Genomic DNA, 21,626 nt, shown 5'->3' with positions numbered 1-21,626 from the left:
TTGCATACGAATGTACATACTAAACAGGCTGCATGACGAGTTGATGACATTTCATTAAGCTGAACGGAGTAACGCGCAGCCAGGATGCACGCCCGCGGCCGCATGCCATCAGTATCCATTCAACAACGCCATGCCTTGCAAAGCAATCCCGGCCGTTACACGGCCGCACAATATGATATAATTCAAACAAATAAGTTTAGTTCCTGACAAGGAATTGAACGGCAACACCAGACCCAGTAGTGCAGGCCCCATCCATGCCTGACCTTGAAACGCACTCCCCACCTTGCTCGCAACAGTAGCCTGGACGGGAGCGGCAACAATCGCATGTGGACACACGCGCCGAGCGGCGCACCCTTCCATGCTTTTTGAGAGATCGATCATGCCAACACCAATTTTCACGCCAGCCTCTTCCCGTCCCTTGCTGCTGGCCGCAGCCTTGATGCTCTTCGGCGCCAGCGCCCAGGCACAAACGGCCGCGCCTGCGCAAAAGAATGAAAAGAATTGCCAGGCCAGCACGCAATCGGCGAATGGCAATACGAAAGATGCCAACCTGGACGGCACCTACAGCGCTTGCAGCCTGGCCAATGGCTTCATCGGCTCCGGCACGCGCACCAACGACGGCTCGAACAAGACGCCGGAATTTGACGGCATCGTGTCCGACCAGGAATTCCGCAATTCGTCATCGGCCGAGAATAATCACCGCCTGGCCGCGCGCCAGTTGCCTGACGGTGCCGGTGCCGGCGAACCGCGCAAGGTGCATGCCAGCGACGACCGCGACTTCCGTTTTGCCACGCGCGACTTCGTGGCCGCCGAAGAAAACCGTCCTTTCGATGACGCAGCCGGCTACCGTGGCCCGGGCCGTTCGTACCAGGGCCGCAGCGGCGACACCCAGGCACCATTGATCGTTTCGTCGTCGCTGGGTGAAAACTTGCCTACAGGCAGTAACAGTGTCGGCGGCGGCGGTTCGGGTGGCGGCTTCACGGGCGGCAGCATCATCCCCGTGACGCCGGAAATCCCGGCCGTGCCGGAACCGGAAACCTACGCCATGCTGCTGGCCGGACTGGGCCTCGTCGCCCTGGCGCGCCGCCGCAAGAGCAAATAACGTTGCACATTGCAGCATAAAAAAAGGCCCGCAAGGGCCTTTTTTATTATCTGGAAGAATCAGGTTTCAACGCCGGAAGCCCGCATACGGGGCGGCCAGCGGGTCGCCGATGAACAGGCCCTGGGCCGGCCACAGCACGCTGCCCCAGTACGCTTCCAGCGCCGTGCTGCCGGACAGGTAGCGGCGCAGCAGCACGGTCGGATTGGGAAACTTCTGCCAATAGCTGCACGGTTCGCTGACGGTGCCATAGCTGGCCGTCGCGCCCGCCTCCAGCCAGCGCTGGCTGCTCATCTGGCTACTGCCCTGCAAGTCGCCGCCAAACGAGGTCAGGTGGTCGGCCAGGGCACCGGGCAGGAAACGCAGGGTTTCCAGCTTGGGCACCTTGGCCAGCCCCGTCTGGTACACCATGATGTCTTGCGCCCCTTCCAGGCTGTCCGCCTTGAGGTTCTTGACGGTCAGCTTGCGCTGGCGCACGACACCGGCGGGTGGAAAGAAACCGGCCCGGCTGTTGCGCGCCGCGTCGCTGGTGGTCAGGTAATACGCGCTGGCGGCCGGCACGGAAAAGCCGCTGACGGCGCCCCGGTCCACCACGGCCTTGGCCTCTTCCACGAAATCGATGGGCAGCAGCATCGACAAACGCAAGCCCAGCTGCGTGTAAGGCTGCGCCACCTCGCTGTTGAAATACGCGCTGGGCTTGCCGGGATCGCACGTCTTCGCGCATTGATCCGCGTCATAGCCAAGTGTGAATGCGGCCGTGATGGCATTGCATTCGACGGCATACGGCGCGCTCCACACCATCAGCACGGCCTGGATTTCGGGTTTCAGCTGCGCATTGATGCGTTCCTTCAACTGCGCGAACTGATCGATGCTGAGCTTGCGGGGGCGGTTGGGAATGTTGACGTGCGCCACATTGGCGGCCGGAATGCCGTGCGCCTTGCGGTAGTACTCGCCCACTTCGATACTGTTGGGCTCGGCATCGTTGATGACGATGGCCAGCTGCGACGCCTGCAATCCGGGCGGCGCGACCGCAGCGGCAGGGGCGGCAGGTGCATCGGCATGGGCGGCGCCGGCGGCCAGCGCCAGCGAAAGACAAAGGAAGTTGCGCAAGGGTCGGTGCACCGGTAAGGGAGGGATCGGAGGCAGGCGACCAGGGGCGCGGCTGCTTTCCGATTATAGCGCCATCAGGCGCGCTGGTAGACATCCTCCAGGCGCACGATGTCGTCTTCGCCCAGATAGCTGCCCGACTGCACTTCGATCAGGTGCAAGGGCAGCTTGCCCGGATTTTCCAGCCGGTGCGTCATGCCGATGGGAATGTACGTCGATTCGTTTTCCGTGAGTAAAGTCACCTTCTCGCCGCAGGTGACTTGCGCCGTGCCGCTGACGACCACCCAGTGTTCGGCGCGGTGATGATGCATCTGCAGCGACAGCTTGCCGCCCGGATTGACCGTGATGCGCTTGACCTGGAAGCGCTCGCCGATATCGATGCCTTCATAACTGCCCCACGGGCGGTACACCTTGCGGTGCTGCACGTGTTCGCTGCGTCCCGCCTGCTTCAAGTGATCGACCACCTGTTTCACGCGCTGCACCTGGTCCTTGTGCGCGATCAATACCGCATCGTCCGTTTCCACCACAATCAAGTCCTGCACGCCCAGCACGGCCACCATGCGGCGCTCGGCGCGCACCAGGCAATTGCGCACGCCATCGAGATACACGTCGCCACGCACCACGTTGCCATTGGCATCGCCTTGCTGCACTTCCCACAGGGCCGACCAGGAACCGACATCGCTCCAGCCGATGGCCGCCGGCAGCACTACCGCATGCGCCGTATGCTCCATCACGGCATAGTCGATCGAATCGGATGGACAGGCGGCGAAAGCCTGCTCTTCCAGGCGGCAGAAATCGAGGTCGCGATAGCCGTCGCGCACGGCCGTTTCGCAGGCGGCCAGCATGGCGGGCTGGAATTGCCCCAGCTCGCCCAGATAGCGTTCGGCGCGGAACATGAACATGCCGCTGTTCCAGAAATAATTGCCGGCGGCAAGGAACGACTGCGCCGTGGCCAGGTCCGGCTTTTCCACGAAACGCTCGACCTTGCAGCCCACGGCGCCCGGATTCACGAGCGCGCCGCTGCGGATGTAGCCATAGCCCGTTTCCGGCGCCGTCGGCACGATGCCGAAGGTGGCCAGCGCGCCATCGGCCGCCAGCAGCGCCGCCTCGGCGATGGCCTGGTGGAACGCGGCTACGTCGGTGATGACATGGTCGGCCGGCAAGACCAGCATCAGCGCCTGCGGGTCGATGGCCAGCAGGTATTGTGCGGCCACGGCCACGGCCGGCGCCGTATTGCGCCCCACGGGTTCGAGCAAAATGCCCAGCGGCGGCAAGCCGATCTCGCGCAGTTGCTCGGCCACCATGAAGCGGTGCTCATTGCCGCACACCACCAGCGGCGGCATGACGTCGAAACCGGCCAGTCCGCTATCGCCGGCACGGCGGTTCGGCAGGCTGGTCACGCGCAACGCCGTTTCCTGCAACATGGTCTTGTCCGTTACCAGCGGCAACAGTTGCTTGGGCAACACGGCGCGCGACAGCGGCCATAAACGGGTGCCCGAACCGCCGGACAGGATGACTGGGTAAATTTTCATGGCTTCATTTCAAAAACAGTATATTGGGCAGCATACAGGGCCGGCGGCGTTTCGTCGCGCCGCAGGCTGCGCCGGTCGCGCGCATTGCCCCAGGCATCTTTTTCATAGTCGGAGACATGGCGCATCTGGCCGGCACGGTCGACACTATAATCCTTGAAGACGATCATTTCATCAAGCACCACGCCAGGCAGCACGCGCGTGTACTCGAACAGCACGCTGCGCACCACTTCGGCGCCGCCGCAGACATGGCTGCCATGGCCGATCCAGGCCGGCCCGATAATGGTCGTGCCCGCCTCGATGCGGCAGCCCGAGCCGATGTAGACGGGGCCTTCGATGTGCGTGCCGCCGCTCCAGTCGATGCTGGTGTTCAGGCCGGCCCAGACGCCATCGGCGATCTGGGTGCCAGGCACATGCAAATGAGCAACATTTCCCAGCAACACACTTTGCAGCACTTCCCAGTAATCCTTGATGCTGCCGATATCGATCCAGTGGTACTGGCGCTTTTGCGCATAGAAGGGCAAGCCTTGCGCGACCAGCAAGGGAAACAGTTCCGAACCGATATCGAAGGGCTGGCCAGCGGGAATCAGGTCCAGCACGGCCGGCTCGATAATATAGATACCGGTGCTGACGCAATTGGACAGCGCATCGGCCTGCGCCGGCTTTTCCTGGAAGGCGCGGATGCGCCCGTCGTCGTCGCTGACTACCACGCCATAGCTCGACACCTTGTCCCACGGCACTTCCAGGGTGATGACGGACGCCAGCGCACCCTTGCTGCGGTGTTCGCGCAGGGCCGCTTCCAGGTCGAGGTCGATCAAGGCGTCGCCGCACAGCACGATCGTCGTGTCGTCGAAAAAGCCGCCGAACTCCTGGATCTTCTTCATGCCGCCAGCCGAGCCGAGCGGCTGCGGCACGACCTCGCCCGCATCGTTCGTATAGCCTTCGAAGGAATAGCCGATGCGCACGCCGAACTGGTGGCCTTCGCCGAAATACTCCTCGATCTTTTCATGCAGGTAGCTGACGTTGACCATGATGTCGGTCACGCCATGCTGCGCCAGGTGTTCCACCAGGTAAGCCATCACGGGCTTGCCCAGGATGGGAATCATGGGCTTGGGCAAATCATAGGTCAGGGGCTGCACGCGCGTGCCCTTGCCTGCTGCCAGTATCATTGCTTTCATCGTCACACTGCTCCATCAGGGTTGAGGATGGCTGGCCAGGCGGCGCACTTCAGCGGCCATCCTTGCTCAAGGTCACGGAAGCGGCGGGCGCGGCGGCGGGAAACAGGCGCGCATACGCGGCAAGCAGCTTCGGTGCTTCATATTCCCACTCCAGCTCGTTGATCACGCGATGGCGGCCAAACGCGCCCATCTGCTCGCGGCGGGCCGGGTCGTCCAGCAATTCGACGATCTTGCGCGCCATGTCGATGGGATCGTTCTTCAATGCATACAACGATGCCTGCTGCGCGGAAACTTTGCCCTCGACCAGATCAAACTGCACGATCGGTTTGCCCAGCGCCATGTATTCCATGATCTTGTTCATGGTCGACTTGTCGTTCATGTCGTTGGCCACGTCAGGATTCACGCACACGTCGGACGTGTTGAGCATTTCCAGCAATTGCTGGTCCGGCACGCGCCCCGTAAACGTCACGTAGTCGGCGATGCCCAGGTCCTGCGCCATCTGCTTCATCTGTTCCAGCGAGGTGCCGCCGCCCACCAGGCCGAAGTGCACATCCTCGCGCTTCAGGGTTTGCACGATGTATTGCGCCGCCTGCAGCAGCAGATCGATGCCTTCCTGCGCCCCCATCACGCCCACGTAGCCAACCAGGTAAGCGCGACCCTTCTTGAGTTCCGGCACGGGCGGCAGCACGCGCAAACGGTCCAGCTTGGGCCCGCTGCGCACCACGTAGACATCCTCGGGCTTCATGCCGCCCCGCTCGATGGCGATCTTCTTGTACGACTCGTTGGTGGCGATCGACACGTCGGCGCTCTGGAACGACCAGCGCTCGAACAGCACCATCAGTTTATAAAAGAAATCGCGCCGGCCGAACTTGGCTTCGTACAGCTCCGGATTGATGTCATGGTGGTCGAACAGGAAACGCTTGCCCATCGTCAACTTGAAGAAGCCGCCGATGAGAAACAGCAGGTCCGGCGGATTGCAGGCGTGGATGACATCGAAGCCGCGCGCGAAATGCACTTTCCACGCCAGGCGGAAGGTGTGGAACAGCGCCAGCGAATATTCCACCAGGTAACCCTTGGCCCCTTCCGCTTCCAGCGGCAGGTTGTAGCGGTAGATATGGATGCCGTCGATGGCTTCGTAGCGCGACTCGTAGCCCTTGCCCGTCGGGCAGATGATCGACACTTCATAACCGTTCGCATGCAGGGTAGTCGCTTCCTGCCACACGCGCCGGTCGAACGGCGACGGCAGGTTTTCCACCAGGATCAGCACGCGCCGCGGCTGCCCTGCCACGGTGTTACCAGCAGATGCCGTCATATTGCTCTCCACTTTGTTCTTTGCTGATGCGCACCAGGTCGACGATGTGCTGGTGCGGCTGTAGGCTGCCTGGCACGCTCTTGAATTCGGCCGCGCCGTTGCCGATGACGATGGTGTCGGCAAAATCGAGCACGTCCTGCATGTTGTCCACCATCAACTTGGAAATGTGCGGGATCATGTTCAGGATGTAATCCTGGTTGGCGCCCGTCAAGGCGGCCAGGTTGACATTCTTGTCGTACAGTTTCAATTCATAGCCCTTGCCCAGCAGATACTCGATGACATCGACCAGCGGCGACTCGCGCAAGTCATCCGTGCCGGCCTTAAACGAGAAGCCCAGGATGCCCACCTTGCGCGCGCCCTTGTCGACGATCATCTTGATGCCTTTTTCCACTTGCTTCTGGTTCGATGGCAGGATGGAATTGAGCAAAGGCAAATCGAGGTCCAGGCTGCGCGCCTTGTAGGTCAGCGCGCGCACGTCTTTCGGCAGGCACGAGCCGCCGAAGGCAAAGCCCGGCTTCATGTAGTAAGGCGACAGGTTCAGCTTGGTGTCCTGGCAGAAAATCTCCATCACCGTGTGGCCATCGATGCCGACGGCCTTGCAGATATTGCCGATTTCATTGGCGAACGCCACCTTGACGGCGTGCCAGGTATTGTCCGTGTACTTGACCATCTCGGCCGTCTCGACATCCGTGCGCACCAGCGGCGCATCCATCTTTTCATACAGCTGCACCAGCAGCGCGCCCGCCTTTTCATCGGATTCGCCGATCACCGTCTTCGGCGGATTGTAGTAATCGTAGACGGCCGTGCCTTCGCGCAGGAATTCCGGGTTGTTGCACACGCCGAAATCGACGCCGGCCACCTTGCCCGAGGCCGCTTCCAGGGTCGGGATGACGAGCGAGCGCATGGAGCCGGGCAGCATGGTCGAGCGCGCCACGACGACGTGGAAGCTGTCCTTTTCACGGATGGCGGCGCCGATTTCCTGGCACACCTTGCGCACGTGGCTCAGATCCAGGTTGCCATTGAGCTGCGAAGGCGTGCCCACGCAGATGAGCGACATGTCCGAGCCGAAGACGGCGTCGCGCACGTCGAAGGTGGCGCGCAAGTGGCCGCTTTTCACGGTGGCGGCGATCATCTCGCCGATGTCTTTTTCGATGATGGGCGTGGTGCCCTGGTTGATCAGCTCCACCTTGGTCCTGTTCGGATCGACGCCGATGACTTCGTGTCCATCCGTTGCCAGGCAACCAGCCGAGACGGCACCCACATAACCCAAACCAAATATGCTAATTTTCATGTTTTCCTCGTATTTTCTGACAGATCAGGGGTAGCCAAACTCAGGTGAAACTCCGTGCGCAAGGTGGCCGCGCCTTGCAGCCGCCCGCGCCAGACCAACACAGGCGCAGCCTGTTTTTCATCGAAACGGTGCGAAATCCAGCCCAGCGGCGGATGCTCGCTGCCGCACACCAGTTGCACGGAAGCCTCCGGCAACCGTGGCATATGCATCTCCAGCGCGAAGGCGTCGCCTGACACGTGCAACACCTGGCCGTCCAGCCGCACACTGCAGCGCGGATCGAAGTGCCAGAACAGCTCCACCTCGTGCGCGCCCTGGCATTCGAGCACATCGTCGACGACGATCCGTGCGGCGCCAGGCGCCACGCGCACGTCGCGCCGGTGCAGCACGGCATCTTTCAAACCCAGATAGCCGTCATGGCTGGCGCTCCAGAATTGCCCATCGGCATCGTCACGCCACGCCAGGCATTGCGCGCTGGCCTTGCGCAGCCACAGGAAGTTGCCGCCCGACTCGGACTGGTCGCGCCCATCGATGCGCACGGTATTGTGCGCGCTGGTGCCGCGGAAATAATCACGCCACTGCTTTTGCGTATGGTAGGCGTACGTGCCCGGATCGACCAGCACCATCTGGCCCGCCACGGACAGGGTCAGCGCCAGCGCATCGGCGTGGCCATGCGCGGCAATGCCCAGGTAGCCCAGCGGGCCGGCATCGGCAATCAGGCGCACTTCATCGGACGTGCCGAAGCCGGCGCCCATCACGTAATAGCCCCCATCGGGGAAGGCGCGCGGCAAGGTATCGGGCGCGGCGTCGGGCAAGGCGTCAAACGCCTGGCTCCCCGCCTCGCCCAGCAGCCAGGCGCTTTTCTCGTCGAAAGTGCGCGCCTTGGCCTTGAAGTCGGCGCGTCCGAACAGGGCCGCGCCGCTGGCCAGCAGCGAGGTGTAGGGATTGGCGTCCGCTGCCTTGTCCCAGTGCGCCAGCAGCGCGTCGTCGGCGTCGCCGATCATCGGCACCTCGCCCGCCACATTCGTCATGGCGGCCAGAAATTCCAGCATGGCTTCCAGGCGCCGCAAAAAAGCGTCCGAGCGGGGCCGGCCATTCGCGCGGCCCGCCAGCACGCACAGCAGCATTTCGTCGGCCACCGTGTGCTGATAATAAATGGCTTGCTCGCGGTTCACGCCATCCGGACCGTTTTGTTTGAGCGCCTGCGCTTCCAGTTCGCGTTCTGTCTGCGCCAGCCAGCCGGCGCTTTCCGGCCAGCACGGCCATGTGAGCGCGGCGATATGCAAGCCCGTCAATTCGCCAAACAGGTGGTTGTTGGCCGACGAGTGGCGCGAAAAGTGTCCCGCGATGAAGTGGCAATGCTGGTAGATGCTGTCTAGCCAGCGCTGCAGGAATGCCTGCCCTTGCGCGCCCTCAAACAGGGGGCTGTTGATGCCACCGAGCAAATGCCACGCATGCGACCAGCTGACCAGGCGCAAGGCCAGTTCCAGCGCGCTGCTCCAGTTCGGTCCCAATGGATACGGGCATTGTTGCCACCACGATTCCAGCAAGGCTTGCGCGCCGTGCGCATGGCGCAGGTCGCCGCCGAGGCGGTACGCCATCGCTAGGTCGGCCACGGCCAGGTGGCGGTTCGGTTCCCACAGGCATTTGATGTCGCCCACCACGGTTTCATCGCGGTAATTGAGCGTCTTGCCAAAATCCAGCGGCACCACGGTGCCCGTCTTCGGATCGCGGTTCCATTGCGGCGGGAAACCCAGCTCCGTATCGCGCAGGGCGAACACATCGAAGCGGCCCGCCAGGATGCGTTCGGCTGCCGCCAGGTGCGGCGCCACATCGATGGGCATGCCCAGCCATGGCGCGCCGAAACGCTGGCGCGCGGCGGGCGGCGGCACAGGCGCCAGGCCATAGCCGCGCGCCTGCAGCCGTTGCTGCACGGCATCACGCACGCGGTGCGCCACCTCGGGCGCCCCCATGGCGCGCAAGCGGTTCAGTTTCCAGGACAAGTTGCTCAGCATGGACGTCTCACAGATACTGGCGGTGCCAGATTTCCAGGGTGAGCAAACTCCACAGCAGCTTCTCGTGGTTTTGCCGCCCGGCCACGTGCTCGGCCAGCACTTGCTGCAGGGCTTGCGCATGGTAATAGTGGCGCGTGCGCGACTCGGCGCCCGTCAGGTGGTCGTACAAGTAATCCTTCATGGGGCCACGGAACCATTCGTTGACGGGCACGCGGAAGCCCACTTTCGGCCGTTCCAGGATGGCTTGCGGCAGCAGTTGCTTCATGGCTTCGCGCAAGATCCACTTGGTGGTGCGGCCGCGCACGCGGTACTCGTCCGGCAGGCTCGACACATACGCGGCCAGTTCGTGGTCCATGAAGGGCATGCGCGCTTCCAGCGAGGCGGCCATGGTCATGCGGTCGCCCCGTTCGAGCAGGTTGTCGGGCAGCCAGCTCAGTTGATCGAAGCACAGGATGCGGCGCAAGGCGCTGTTGCCGGCACTGCCGCAGCCCAGCGATGGATCGCGCTGGCGCGACGGCGCCGGCATGGCCACCAGGCGCGACCGTTCCTGGTCGGACATCATGCCGAACCAGCGCGGCATGCGCTCGTCGAACGCTTCCAGCCCCAGGTTGACGATGGCCGTCTTTGCGCGGCGGAAACGGTAGGGCAAGGCGCCGACAGCCGGTTCGATCAAGCCGTGGCGCAGCAAGCCCGGCAGCATCTGGTAATGGCCCGCATAGCGTTCGTACACGTGCTTGGGGTAGCCGCCGAGGATTTCATCGGAGCCTTCGCCCGTCAAGACCATCTTGACCGTCTTGCGTGATTCTTTCGCCAGCAGGTAGATGGGAATGTCGGACGGTTCGGCCACGGGGGCATCGCGGAAGCGCACGAGGTCGGGCAGCAAGGCGATGACCTGGTCGACGGACACTTCCAGTTCATGGTGTTCCGTGGAAAATTGCCGCGCGATATCGGCCGCATACGCCAGCTCGCTGAAGCCGCCCTCCTTGAAACCGACGGAAAACGTTTTCACGGGCACGCCCGCATGGCGCGACATCAGCGCCACGACGGCCGACGAATCGATGCCGCCGGACAGGAAGGCACCGAAGGGCACGTCGGAAATCATGCGGATGCGTACCGATTCATCGAGCTTGCCGAGGAAGGTGGCGACGGGGTCGGCCGGCAGCGGGGCCGCCAGGCGGGGCCGGCTGTCGGGCGGCGTGTAATACACGCGCTCGCGCAGCACGCCGTTTTCCCACGTGGCCGTGGAACCGGGCGCCAGCTTGCGGATGCCCTGGAATAAAGTAGCCGGGCCCGGCACGTAGCGGTAGGCGAAATAATCCCAGATGGCGGCCTCATCCGCTTGCGGCGCCACGTCCGGCAAGGCCAGCAACGCCTTGATTTCCGAGCCGAAAGCCAGTTTCCCCTCGTGCTGCCACAGGAACAGGGGTTTCTTGCCGAACGGGTCGCGCGCCATGAACAGGCGGTCGTTGCGCGCATCCCAGATGGCAAACGCAAACATGCCGCGGAAATGCTGGACGCACTCTTCACCCCATTGCACGTAGGCATGCACGATGGTTTCCGTGTCCGATGCCGTGCGGAAATGGTGGCCCAGCGCGATCAGCTCGTCGCGCAGGGGCTGGAAATTGTAGATTTCGCCATTGAAGATGATTTGCACGTCACCCGTCTCATTGCCCAGCGGCTGGTGGCCAGTGGCGATGTCGATGATGGACAGGCGGCGGTGCAGCAAGCCCACCTGCCAGGCGCCGTCGGCCGTGGCCGCCTGGAGCACGCCCGTGTCATCGGGGCCGCGGTGCGCGATGGCGCGCCCCATGGCGTCGAGCGCGGCCGGCAGGCCGGCAACGGACGAGGGGAAGATCAAACCGGCAATACCGCACATATAGGCTCGCTTAAAAAAGAGTTCGGCTAGACTGCCGGCGGCGCCAGCAAGGCGCGGTAGACGCGGCGGAAATCCTGCGCCAGGCGCTCGACCGTATAGGCGCTTTCGATGCGCTCGCGGCATGCTTGCCCCATGCGCTGCAACAGGGCGCGGTCGCCGTCGAGGCGCACGATGGCGTCCGCCAGCGCCTGGGGATTGCGCGGCGGCAAGAACACGCCATGCACGCCATCCTGCATCACGTCGGCAATCGCGCCCACGGGGCACACCAGGACGGGCGTGCGCGCGGCCATACTTTCCAGCAGCGCATACGGCAAGCCTTCCTGGTGCAAGGTGGGAAAACCGAACAGGTCGGCCTGGCGCCACACGGCTTCCTTTTCAGCGCCAAAGACGGGGCCGAGAAAGCGTACCGCCTCCTGCAAACCGAGTCCGGCGACGCGCTCGCGCAGCGCCGCTTCGAGGGGGCCGCTGCCGGCCAGTGCCAGCGTTGCCTGCACGCCAGCGGCGCGCGCCAGGCGCAGCGCTTCGAGCAAGTCGAACAGGCCCTTGCTTTCCGCCAGGCGCCCCACGTACACGAGTGACAGCGGACGCTGCGGCAAGAGCGGCCTGTCGCCGGGGTCGCTGCCCGCATCGATGGCGTTGGGTATCACGTCGAGCACCAGCGCGGGATCGAAGTCGCGATAGCCCTGCAATTCGCATTGCGCCAGCAGCACCACCACATCGGCCGCGCGCAGCACGCGCCGCAGCAGGCCCGTCAGCAATGGCTTGCCGTTAAAAAACACCTGTGGCAAGGCGCCGCCATGCACCTGGTACACGACGCGCTTGCCCATGGCCTTGGCCAGCAGCAGATAGACGATATCGCGCCAATAGCTGCGCCACTCCATCGACGTGTTGATATGCACAATCTGCGGGCGCTGCTGGCGCACGGCCTGCACGAACTGCACGGGGCTCCAGGCAAAACGCAGCAGCTTGTGCAGGCGCGACTCGTTGCGCCCTTCGCTGCCCACCTGGAAGTGCACGAGCTTGTAGTCTTGCGACAAAGAACTGTGAAATAGTTGATTCAAATGGGTGGTTACCCCGCTCACCGCAGTCAGTGCAGGTCCTAGCAGCATTATCGTAGTCATATTGGTATTATATGTTGTACTTTTGTAATTTAGACGCGAAGACAAATATATTTGCTGCATTGCGCTAACATCTACAACAATTTTCTTCCAGGGAACACGACCCATGGTGCATTCTGAGCGCCGTTTACGTGTTCGGCAACAACTTCTTGCCTGCTCATCCAGCCACGGGCGTCAACGGTGCGCGCTGGCCAAATCCTGGTAGCGCTGCGCCAGTAGCTGCGCCAGCACGCGGTAGCTGCGCTGCGCCTCGATATAGGCGCCGCCAGCCTGGGCGCGGGTGCGCGCTGCGGGCACATCGGACAAGATGGCCGTCATCGCCGCGGCCATCGCGGCCGGTTCGCTGGCCGTCAGCCAGCCTGCGTCGCTGGCCGTCAGCACTTCGGCCTGGTCCGGACTGTCATTGCCCACGGCCGGCATGCGCAGGGCCAGGTATTCGAGCAGCTTGGTGGGAGAACTGACGTCGAACAGGGCGCCACGGGGAATATACGACAGCGCGGCATCGGCCCCGGCCAGCAGGGGCCAGGCCTGGTCCGAGGGCAGCCAGCCCGTCACGCGCACGGCCCCGGCCAGGCCGGCGCGCTGCGCATAGGCCAGCAAATCATCGACGTCGGATGGCGTATCGGAAGCGCCGATCAGCAGCAGGCGGGCATCCGGGATATGCCGGCGCACGATCAGCAAGGCGTCCAGCAAGCGTTCCAGCTGGCGCGACTGGTCGAGTGTGCCAAGGTAGGCCAGCAAGGGCACCTCCTCCCAGCCCCCCGGACGGACGGGCGCGATGGCTTGCGCCTGCAACACTTCCATGTCAACACCCATGGGCACGGCCGTGAGGCGCTGCGCCGCGATGCCGCGTGCCTGCATCATGCGCAGCATCGCTTCGCTTTGCACGAAGACGTGATTAGCGCGCGGCAACACAATGCGGTACAGCAACCATTGTTCGAGCAAGCCCTTGCACAGCACCAGGCGCGCGCGCAAGGTGGGGCGCTGCGCCAGGCTGCTGCGCGCGCGTTCGATGCGTCCCTCGCTGATCAGGTAAGACACCCAGTAATAGAACGGTATTCCCTTCAGGCGCGCCACCAGCATGGCGAGCAGGCCCGTGGGCACCATGTCGCGCACCTGGATCGCATCGCAACTGGCGCGGCGGGCGCCCACCAGGACGCGCAGGCAAAGCCACTGAAACGCCAGTTCGCGCAAGAGACGGCTGTCCAGGAAACGCCCGTGGCGCACGGAGCGAAAGCCCTGCGCCTGCGGCGCCTGTTGCGACGGCATGCCGACGATATCGCATTCGACACCATGGCGCGGCAGGTATTTACCGAACAGCACCGCGACATCAGGGCGAAACGTGGGCAGGCTTTCCGGCACCAGTTGCAAAATCTTCAGGGACATAGGCGGTTCGACGGCAAAAGAAGGTTGAGGCAGATACAATACGCCATGCGCCGAAGCATATCATACCCTTACGAAATAATTAATTATATTGCACTAATAACATCAAGCCAACGTTGCGCCAGCAGCGAACGGCAATGGCGCGGCAAGCTGGCCGCAGCGTGACAGCTCTTTCATTGAAACAATGTGTAAACATCTATTTTAATGCTATTATAATAATTCCGTCGATTGCCAATCATTAATTTAGTGATAACAACCGCCGGAACGGCGCTGGCTGTTGTTTTAATGTGATAATGTTCATTTTTAATAAGGCGCAACAATGATCCATGTGCTGCTGTCGGAAGCGGGAACCTACCACGACATCGTCGAGCATCTGGCGGCAGGCGGCGCGCGCGTGACGCATATCGGGCCGGATGCGCAGGCGCAGCCGCAGATGCGCAGCAAACTGTCCATCCTGGCGGCCATGCTGTCGCCGTCGCTGTTGCGCACGCGCAAATTATGGCACCAGCAAGACCGTTTGCTGGTCGTCGGCTGGCAGGCCCTGCCCGTGCTGGCGCTGATACGCCTGGGCCTGCTACCGCGCCCGCAGCGCCTGCTCGTGATGGCCTGTTTCATCCATGGCACGCGGGCCCGCAACGTGATCAACCGGGCCTGGCGCCTGCTCAATTTCCCCGGACTGGAATTCATTACGTTTTCCAGCGGCGAAACGCTGAACCTGACCGACAACGTCGGCATCGCGCCCGCCGCCGTGCACTTCCACCTGTGGCGCCAGCATCTCGACGGCGCCACCACGGCGGCCCAGCGGCAAGATGACGGCAGCATCTTCGCCGGCGGCTTTTCCAACCGCGATTACGACCTGTTGCTGGACGCGGCGCGTGGGCTGGAAGCGCACCTGGTAATCGTGGCGTCGGCGCAAAACCAGATCCCCGCGCAAGACCCGGCGCGGACGACGGTCCATCTCGACTTGCCGGAAGCGCAGTTTGAAAGGTTGCTGGCAGGCAGCCGGGTAGTCGCCATGCCACTGAAAAGCCAGGGCGAGGCGTGTGGCCAGAGCGTGCTGCTGCGGGTATTGCGCAATGGCAAACCGCTGATCGCCACGCGCCACGAAGCCATCGAAGCGTATCTGGGGCGCGATTACGCGGGCTTCGTTGCCACCGGCGACAGCGGCGCCATGCGCGAAGGCTTGCGGCGCGCCCTGTCCGACGACGCCTTCCGGGAAGCATTGGCCGGACAAGTGTCGCGCGCCTATGCCCGGATGGAGCAGCGCGGCGGACCGGGCCAGGAAATCGAACAATTTCTGCTGGCGCCTTGAAAAAAATCCACTGCCGCAACAACGACAGTGGATTTTGTTGGAACCAGCGGTCAGTTCGGCAATGTCACCACTTGCTTGCCGACCGTCAGCGTGCGGGCCGTGCCGTTGCTGCCCAGCTTGATCAACGGCTTCTTGCAGCCGACATCGAGCACCGTGAGGAACTCGCCGCTCAGCGCCGCGGCCGACTTGATGAACACCCCATGCTCTTCATAGGTGCCGGGCTGCGGCGGAGGTCCCGTGCGCTTTTCGAAACGCGCACCGGTGCTGACCGGCACCACGCACACCTTGCGGCCCTGATTCGTCACCGAGATCGCGCCGCCGGCGTCGACCACGATAGGCGCATACGTATGGAAGTTCCACTCGAACACGCGCGGCGTGGCCGAGGTCACCTGGTCCTGCACCACCACGGCGTCCATGGTGCGCAAATACCACAGCTTGCGCAGCGCCGATTTGAGCTGGCCGCCATAGGCCAGCGTGGCGTCGCCCGCCACATAGTCGACGGTTGCCTTGGGAGCAAAGGCGGTAATGCGGCCGTTGCGCGCCATGGTCGTTTCATAACCGTCGACCAACTGGCCCTGGCCATTGTCGAACGTCAAGGCATTGTGCGCCTTGGTCTGGCGGTACCATGACGTCCACAGCGGCGAATCGTACCAGTCGTACCAGCCGCTTTCCGTCAGCAGGGGTACGCCCGCGCTGGCCAGCACAAAGCCGTTCTGGTCGCCATGACTGTGATTGAACGAACCATAGGGACTCGATTTGAAATACACCGAGGTACGCTGCAGATTGCCGATGTCGCTGTGCATGGCGGCCCAGCCGATGCTCGGGTAATACGCCGAGTTGGCTGGCGGCGCGGGCGTGACCACCGTCGCCACCGGCAACGGGTACGGCGCCTGCAGCGTAGCCAGCGAATCGTCGGTACGGATCAGGTTCTTGAAATACCACGCCGCGGCAGGCGTGGCGAAATGCGCGGCGAAACCCTTCATCATGCGGATTTCAGGCAGCGTCTCGTGCCCGTCGCCAAACACGTGGGTCTGCGAACCGGGTGGCACGAAATGCATCAGGTAATCGAGGAAGCCGCTGGCCCAGGGCTTGGTGAACAGGTCGACCTTGGTCGCGTAAGCCAGGGCGGGCCAGATCTGCAGCGCGTAGTCGGCCTCATACTCGGCATACGCCGTGCCGTTGGCAAAACCGCCCTCGGGACCGCTCCACACGCTGTAGGAACTGACAAAGGCGCGGAACGAAAAATCGAACCAGTCCTTCGCCTCCGGGATATCGCCCAGGGACAGCGTTGAAATCAGCGTCAAGAAACCGATATTGCTGGCGGCGTGGGAATCGTAGGGATACTGGTCCAGGCGCCCGGTCTGCGCTGCCAGGTCGAGGTACATCGCATTCGTGCGTACGCGCACCTTGTCCAGCCACAGGGCGCGGCGCGGCGCATCGAGGGCGCTGCCCAGGTTGTCGACCGCCTTGATCAGGCTTTGCGCAATGGCGCGGTTACCCTGGTCATGGTTGACAAAACTGGTACCGCCGCTCGTACTGAGCGCGGCATGCTGGTCGCCACGCTTGAGCGCCTCTACCAGGTACTGGTTCTCGCCCGTCACGCGATACAGCAGCGAGGCAGCCTCAAGCTGGCGTGCGCTCAGATTCGTGCGCGAAATGACGCGCGCATTCTGCGCCTCGTTGGCGGCCGTGCGCACCTTGCCTGGCGACAATGGCCACTCGGCGTCGGAAACGGGCGCGAGTTCCGTCATGTTGCGCTTGACTTCATTGCTCAGCCAGGTCAGCACCTGGCTGCGGTCGGCGCGCTTGGCCGCGCTCCAGCTCGCAAAAAAGGTCGCATTATCCTCCAGGCCGCGCGGGCGCGGACGCAATACGACGGCCGCGCGCAAGGTGGCGTTTTCCGGCACTTCGAACACTTTCGATGTGGCATCGATCACAAAAGTTCGCGGACTCGACCACTCAGTGCTCGTGCTGGGACGCACGCGCCAGCTATATGTGCCTGCCGCAAATTTCTTGGATGGCAGGTACCAGTTGCGCGCCGATGTGAAGGTGCTGACCACGGCGCCCGCGGAGCGCACTTCAATCAGGTAGGACGCCGGCGACTGCGGATGGCGCGACCAGCTGAAACTGGGGGGATTTTGCGGCTGGATCTGGCGGTTGTCCGGCAAGGTGCGGATAGCCAGCGGATCGGTCGCGAGCGCCCAGTCGGCCTGGGCCTGGCCGCAAGCCGAACAGACGAGCAGTAGCGCTACCTTGACCAGTGTATATTTAGCGAATTTCATAGATTACCTTCTTAACATCAACTATCGAGCAAGATACCGCCGCTGCGTGGGGCATATCATACGCCTCCTGTCGAGGCTGCTTGCGAGACACAGGACGGCCCGCCGTACAAGATCGGGCAAAAGGCGAAGACACTGCGGAAGGTACTGCGAATACCTGCAGCATATACCTAAAGTATTCTTTCAAGCATTAATATTAGTTTCAGCTCAGCCAATAATGTGCGTTTCGCGCCACATTTGCCATTTGACGGCGAGCCGGGTCGGCAGCAAACAGCACAAAGCCAGGGCCACCCACCAGTGACGCGACATGCCGCCGCTGGCGGCGCGACGCAGCCCGGCCAGCGCTTCGCCGCGCCGGCCCCGCGCCAGCGCCGCGCGCGCCACGCTGACGCGCGCATCCGACACCAGCCGCAAGGCGGAACGGCGCGCCGGATTGGCCGCCGGCCAGGCCCGGGCGCGCTGCTCCAGCCGTTCGAACGTGGGCGCCAGCACATCGACCGACTCGATCGCGCACAGGCTGCCGGCCACCTCGACACGGTAGGCCACCAGCTGTGCCGGCGTAAACGCCAGCGTCAGGCGCTCGGCCAGGCGGAACCACAGGTCCTGGTCCTCGCCAGCCGACTCGCCTTCCGGAAAGCACGGTTGCAAGGGCAACAAGTCGCGGCGCCAGATGGCCACCGAATTCGTGCAAAAAAACGGTCCGCCACGGCGGCGCCGCTCGAAAAAGTCGTCCAGCAGGCGCGTCTCGCGCACTGCCGCGCCCTGGTAGCTGAGCGCCGCCAGGCTGCTGTCCGGTATGCGTTCGAAGCCGCAGGCGAAAAATGACCCCGACGGATGCGCGCGCGCCATGGCCACCATGGTTTCCAGATACACGGGGCCATACCAGTCGTCCGCATCGAGAAAACAGATCAATTCGCCACGCGCTTCCTGGATGCCGCGGTTACGCGCGCGCGACACGCCGCCATTCGCCTGGCTTACCAGCCGCACGCGCGCATCGGCGCAGGCCAGCACGCGCTGCGCGCCATCATCGCTGGAACCATCATCGACCACCACCACTTCCCATTCGGCATGGGTTTGCGCCAGCACCGAGGCCAGCGCCGCTTCGATATACGGCCCCTTGTTATACAGCGGCACGATGACCGAGCACAGCATCAGGCCATCCCCGGCACGCGCACCTTGCGCGCCCTGACGGCCTGCTTGTCGGCCACCGGGAAATACGCCGTCACGATGATGAGCAACAGCAAATGCGTCATCGCCTCGGCGGCAAAGCCCGTCAGCGACAGCGGCACTTCGCTGATCGAACGGATGGCGATGAGGACGAACAGGGCCATCGACAGGCCCTGGCTGGCCCGCGCCGTGCGCGCGCAGGCATACAGCAGCGCCATGGCATACAGTACCAGGCCGATGGCGCCGATGGTGCCGGCGCTGGCCAGGCTCTGGTAAAACTGGCTATGCGCATGGGTGGCGTAGGGCATGCCGATGCTGACGCGGAACGCGTCATCCCACAGCGGCAAGCCGTAGCCGAAGACGGGATTCTTGTGCCATTCCTGCACCGCCACCTGCCAGATCACGTCGCGTCCCGTCAAGCTGATCAGGTCGAAGCCTTCGTTGCTCGAGGCAAAGCGCGCCAGCTTGGCGTCGAGATTGCCGAACATCACCAACAACATGCCCAGCACGCACAGCAGGATGAAGCAGAAGATGCCGATGATCGACAATTGCGGGCGGCGGTAATCGAACAGGCGCTCCTTGATCTGCTCGCGGAAACCGAAATACGCGACACAGGCAAAGCACAGGATACAGGCGACCCAGCTGGTTTTCGATTGCGCCAGCAACAGGCTGGCCAGGCCCATGCCCCAGGCGAACAGGTTCAGCAGGCGCGAAGCATAAGGCTTGCGCCACAAGCACAGCAGGAACACCACCACCATCGGTCCCAGGCTGTTGGCGTGATTGGCCAGGCCCGCATAGCGGATGCTGAGGAAGGGAATCAGGCCGTGGTAATTCTTGTTGATGACCATGTTCGGCTTCCAGGCAAACACGGCTGCGCTGAGCACCAGGAACAGCAAGGTAGCGTTGCGCATCGAGATGACGCTCAGGTCGACCTCCTTCGGCGTCATCAGCAAGGCCGCATAGCCGGCCAGGAACATGTACAGGTATTCATGCGACACATCGGTATGACGCCCCAGCAGGGCCGGGCTGACGATATTGCTGAGGAAATACACGAACAGCGCCCAGAACAGCAGCATCGGCATCGGCTGGACCTTGTCGCGCGAAGTCAGGCGGTGCAACATGCGCTCGCCGCAGGCAAAGATCACGAACAGGGACGTGAGCCGGCCAAACCAGGCGCTGGCCGGATGCCGCACCACCGTCTGCATGCCCAGCAGGAGGTCATTGCCCGAGATATCGCGGTTCGACAGGATGGCCGCCACGGCGATCGACAGCAGTACCGGATAGAACACATAGGGCACCAGTCCCGTCTCGCGCTTGCTGCCCCAATGAATGCTCAAGGCGATCACGAACACCACCACCAGCGCGGCGACCACGGCAAACAGGCCAAACAGTATTTCACTCATGTAGTTCTCGCGTATCCAGTAAGTTGTCGCGCGCGCCACAGCGGGCGCGCAGATAAGAGACCACCTTGGCCGGCAGCGGCGGGCTGAAGCGGGCCAGCATGCCCACCGCGCGCGCGCCCAGCAGTTCTGGCCAGGCCAGCACGGCCAGCAACAGGGTCAGGCCGCCGAACACCGCGCCGCCCAGGAAAGCGGGCAGCGGATGGCTGCCGCCCAGGCCGCCCAACACGGCGCCGCCACAGCTGCCGGCGGCGGCCAGCAAGCCCATGGCCAGGCCGCGCGCAGCCAGCGGCGCCAGGTCGCCCAGCCCCACCTGCAGGCGCACGCACGCCACCGTGCCCACCACCAGCGCCCGTGCCAGCAAGGTGCCGGCGGCGATCATGGCGACCACCGCCCCGCCCTGCCCCGCCCACAGCACCAGCGCCGCGCCGGCCAGCACGATCAGCGGCAGCTGCAGCAGGCTTTCCAGGTGCTTGCCGCCCGTATTCCATAAGATCGGCGTCGACATGCCCCACGTGATATACGCGGGCATGGCCAGCGCCAATATGCTCAGCACGATGCCCGACTCTTGCCACACCTTGCCGTACAACACGCCGATCAAGTCCGGCGCCGTCATCGCCAGCAGCACGAACAGCGGCAGGATGATGATCCAGATGGTCGCCAGCACCGACAGATAGGTGTCGCGCAGGCGCGGCAGATCGTCCTGCAGCTTGGCGCCCGTGGCCAGGAACGCCGGCTGCAAGGCGCTCAGGAACAGCGAATTGGGCGTATTGGCCAGGTTGTAGCCGACCGCATACACGCCCACCGCGTGGGCGTTGAGGAAGCGGCCCAGGAACACGCGGTCCATATTGTTCAGGCACCAGTTGCACAGATTCGTCACGAACACCGTCACGCCCACATTCGTCGAGCGCCGCGCGCCCTCGTACCACAGCAGCGGCTTGAGCGAGAAACGCGTGCGCGCATACGTCAGCACCAGCGCCGTGGCCGCTTGCCCCAGCCAGGCGCACACGAGAGTCCACACGCCGGCGCCAGCATACGCGAGCGGCAAGCCCACCAGCAGGTAGCCGACGATATAGCTGCTCACCTGGATGATGTTGAGCCAGCGGAAATCGAGGGCGCGCCGCAGCAGGCTGCTGCCCGGCGCCGTCAGGGCATTCAGCAGGCAGGTTAGGCTCATCCAGGCGATCACGGGCGCGATGCGCGGCTCCTTGAAATACGCGGCGATCCAGGGCGCCATGAAAAACAGCAAGGTCATGGCCGCCAGGCCCGTCAGCGCCTGCCACGTCACCGTGAAGCGCACGTCTTCCTCGCTGAGCGTGCGGTTTTGCACCAGCCCCCAGGAAAAGCCGAAATCGGCCAGGAAGTTGCTAAATGTCAGCACGATCAGTCCCATGGCAAACAAGCCGTAGTTTTCCGGCCCCAGCAGGCGCGCCAGCACCACTTGCGTGACCAGCTGCAGGCCAAACATGAGGACCGTGCCCATCGCCGCCCACTTGACGGCGCTGACGCTTTTCTTGTTGATGTCGCTGCTCATGATTCTCGCTGTCTGCCGCGCCGTGCCAC

The 21,626-nt window shown here is 63.4% G+C and carries 16 protein-coding genes; 2 read left to right on the top strand and 14 right to left on the bottom strand.

Annotation, left to right across the window (positions count from 1 at the left end):
* Nucleotides 1-108 precede the first annotated feature (108 nt).
* Entirely contained in the window at nt 109-381 is a 273-nt protein-coding gene (locus AC3IQ7_RS08590) for a hypothetical protein (RefSeq protein ID WP_489209009.1), read from the bottom strand.
* Here AC3IQ7_RS08590 and AC3IQ7_RS08585 point away from each other — a divergent pair.
* Complete coding sequence (locus tag AC3IQ7_RS08585; RefSeq protein WP_489209008.1) at nt 380-1,102, top strand: PEP-CTERM sorting domain-containing protein; 723 nt, start codon at nt 380-382, stop codon at nt 1,100-1,102. The genes AC3IQ7_RS08590 and AC3IQ7_RS08585 overlap by 2 nt on opposite strands.
* Nucleotides 1,103-1,168: 66 nt before the next feature.
* On the opposite strand, the gene AC3IQ7_RS08580 is transcribed toward AC3IQ7_RS08585, so the two are convergent.
* The 9 genes from AC3IQ7_RS08580 to AC3IQ7_RS08540 form a co-directional block, all read right to left on the bottom strand.
* On the bottom strand, nt 1,169-2,209 hold the full coding sequence (locus AC3IQ7_RS08580) for a TIGR03790 family protein (protein ID WP_489209006.1): 1,041 nt from the start codon (nt 2,207-2,209) through the stop codon (nt 1,169-1,171).
* Between the two features lie 74 nt (nt 2,210-2,283).
* On the bottom strand, nt 2,284-3,738 hold the full coding sequence (locus tag AC3IQ7_RS08575; RefSeq protein WP_489209005.1) for a mannose-1-phosphate guanylyltransferase/mannose-6-phosphate isomerase: 1,455 nt from the start codon (nt 3,736-3,738) through the stop codon (nt 2,284-2,286).
* The gene (locus AC3IQ7_RS08570) at nt 3,735-4,913 is read right to left on the bottom strand and encodes a nucleotidyltransferase family protein (RefSeq protein ID WP_489209003.1); all 1,179 of its coding nucleotides are present in this window, start codon (nt 4,911-4,913) and stop codon (nt 3,735-3,737) included. Before AC3IQ7_RS08570 ends, AC3IQ7_RS08575 begins: the two co-directional genes overlap by 4 nt.
* A 49-nt stretch (nt 4,914-4,962) precedes the next feature.
* Nucleotides 4,963-6,225: a glycosyltransferase family 4 protein gene (locus tag AC3IQ7_RS08565; protein ID WP_099378965.1), complete on the bottom strand. Its 1,263-nt coding sequence runs from the start codon at nt 6,223-6,225 to the stop codon at nt 4,963-4,965.
* Nucleotides 6,206-7,516, bottom strand: coding sequence for a nucleotide sugar dehydrogenase (locus AC3IQ7_RS08560; RefSeq protein WP_099378964.1), 1,311 nt, complete (start codon nt 7,514-7,516; stop codon nt 6,206-6,208). The genes AC3IQ7_RS08565 and AC3IQ7_RS08560 overlap by 20 nt, the downstream gene beginning before the upstream one ends.
* Nucleotides 7,513-9,528 (bottom strand): heparinase II/III family protein, encoded by a 2,016-nt coding sequence (locus AC3IQ7_RS08555; RefSeq protein ID WP_322427641.1) that lies wholly within the window; start codon nt 9,526-9,528, stop codon nt 7,513-7,515. The genes AC3IQ7_RS08560 and AC3IQ7_RS08555 overlap by 4 nt, the downstream gene beginning before the upstream one ends.
* 7 nt (nt 9,529-9,535) lie before the next feature.
* Nucleotides 9,536-11,404 carry an asparagine synthase (glutamine-hydrolyzing) gene (gene asnB, locus AC3IQ7_RS08550; protein WP_489209001.1) on the bottom strand — a complete coding sequence of 623 codons (1,869 nt, stop codon included), beginning with the start codon at nt 11,402-11,404 and terminating at the stop codon, nt 9,536-9,538.
* A gap of 26 nt (nt 11,405-11,430) precedes the next feature.
* A complete protein-coding gene (locus tag AC3IQ7_RS08545; protein ID WP_489209000.1) occupies nt 11,431-12,465 on the bottom strand; it encodes a glycosyltransferase family 4 protein in 1,035 nt (344 codons plus the stop codon).
* A 231-nt stretch (nt 12,466-12,696) separates the two neighbouring features.
* Nucleotides 12,697-13,908, bottom strand: coding sequence for a glycosyltransferase (locus tag AC3IQ7_RS08540; RefSeq protein WP_489208998.1), 1,212 nt, complete (start codon nt 13,906-13,908; stop codon nt 12,697-12,699).
* A 316-nt stretch (nt 13,909-14,224) separates the two neighbouring features.
* Here AC3IQ7_RS08540 and AC3IQ7_RS08535 point away from each other — a divergent pair, with 316 nt between their 5' ends.
* Nucleotides 14,225-15,217 (top strand): glycosyltransferase family protein, encoded by a 993-nt coding sequence (locus AC3IQ7_RS08535; RefSeq protein WP_489208996.1) that lies wholly within the window; start codon nt 14,225-14,227, stop codon nt 15,215-15,217.
* A 50-nt stretch (nt 15,218-15,267) separates the two neighbouring features.
* Here AC3IQ7_RS08535 and AC3IQ7_RS08530 read toward each other — a convergent pair whose 3' ends face one another.
* From AC3IQ7_RS08530 to AC3IQ7_RS08515, 4 genes are all read right to left on the bottom strand, one after another.
* Complete coding sequence (locus tag AC3IQ7_RS08530; RefSeq protein WP_489208994.1) at nt 15,268-17,499, bottom strand: heparinase II/III domain-containing protein; 2,232 nt, start codon at nt 17,497-17,499, stop codon at nt 15,268-15,270.
* 204 nt (nt 17,500-17,703) lie between these two features.
* Entirely contained in the window at nt 17,704-18,648 is a 945-nt protein-coding gene (locus AC3IQ7_RS08525; RefSeq protein WP_322427636.1) for a glycosyltransferase family 2 protein, read from the bottom strand.
* Entirely contained in the window at nt 18,648-20,066 is a 1,419-nt protein-coding gene (locus tag AC3IQ7_RS08520; protein WP_489208992.1) for an O-antigen ligase family protein, read from the bottom strand. Before AC3IQ7_RS08520 ends, AC3IQ7_RS08525 begins: the two co-directional genes overlap by 1 nt.
* Nucleotides 20,059-21,597 (bottom strand): lipopolysaccharide biosynthesis protein, encoded by a 1,539-nt coding sequence (locus AC3IQ7_RS08515; RefSeq protein ID WP_489208991.1) that lies wholly within the window; start codon nt 21,595-21,597, stop codon nt 20,059-20,061. Before AC3IQ7_RS08515 ends, AC3IQ7_RS08520 begins: the two co-directional genes overlap by 8 nt.
* Nucleotides 21,598-21,626 lie beyond the last annotated feature (29 nt).

This window comes from Janthinobacterium sp. GL_088 (assembly GCF_057837845.1).
The sequence above is the reverse complement of the archived record's forward strand: the minus strand, read 5'-3'. Positions and strand labels throughout refer to the sequence as shown.

What these genes read in the sequence shown, in the direction of transcription:
- AC3IQ7_RS08585 (WP_489209008.1), top strand. Translation starts at nt 380, where the DNA reads ATGCCAACACCAATTTTCACGCCAGCCTCTTCCCGTCCCTTGCTGCTG.
- AC3IQ7_RS08590 (WP_489209009.1), bottom strand. Translation starts at nt 381, where the DNA reads ATGATCGATCTCTCAAAAAGCATGGAAGGGTGCGCCGCTCGGCGCGTG.
- AC3IQ7_RS08575 (WP_489209005.1), bottom strand. Translation starts at nt 3,738, where the DNA reads ATGAAAATTTACCCAGTCATCCTGTCCGGCGGTTCGGGCACCCGTTTA.
- AC3IQ7_RS08570 (WP_489209003.1), bottom strand. Translation starts at nt 4,913, where the DNA reads ATGAAAGCAATGATACTGGCAGCAGGCAAGGGCACGCGCGTGCAGCCC.
- AC3IQ7_RS08565 (WP_099378965.1), bottom strand. Translation starts at nt 6,225, where the DNA reads ATGACGGCATCTGCTGGTAACACCGTGGCAGGGCAGCCGCGGCGCGTG.
- AC3IQ7_RS08560 (WP_099378964.1), bottom strand. Translation starts at nt 7,516, where the DNA reads ATGAAAATTAGCATATTTGGTTTGGGTTATGTGGGTGCCGTCTCGGCT.
- AC3IQ7_RS08555 (WP_322427641.1), bottom strand. Translation starts at nt 9,528, where the DNA reads ATGCTGAGCAACTTGTCCTGGAAACTGAACCGCTTGCGCGCCATGGGG.
- asnB (WP_489209001.1), bottom strand. Translation starts at nt 11,404, where the DNA reads ATGTGCGGTATTGCCGGTTTGATCTTCCCCTCGTCCGTTGCCGGCCTG.
- AC3IQ7_RS08540 (WP_489208998.1), bottom strand. Translation starts at nt 13,908, where the DNA reads ATGTCCCTGAAGATTTTGCAACTGGTGCCGGAAAGCCTGCCCACGTTT.
- AC3IQ7_RS08535 (WP_489208996.1), top strand. Translation starts at nt 14,225, where the DNA reads ATGATCCATGTGCTGCTGTCGGAAGCGGGAACCTACCACGACATCGTC.
- AC3IQ7_RS08530 (WP_489208994.1), bottom strand. Translation starts at nt 17,499, where the DNA reads ATGAAATTCGCTAAATATACACTGGTCAAGGTAGCGCTACTGCTCGTC.
- AC3IQ7_RS08525 (WP_322427636.1), bottom strand. Translation starts at nt 18,648, where the DNA reads ATGCTGTGCTCGGTCATCGTGCCGCTGTATAACAAGGGGCCGTATATC.
- AC3IQ7_RS08520 (WP_489208992.1), bottom strand. Translation starts at nt 20,066, where the DNA reads ATGAGTGAAATACTGTTTGGCCTGTTTGCCGTGGTCGCCGCGCTGGTG.
- AC3IQ7_RS08515 (WP_489208991.1), bottom strand. Translation starts at nt 21,597, where the DNA reads ATGAGCAGCGACATCAACAAGAAAAGCGTCAGCGCCGTCAAGTGGGCG.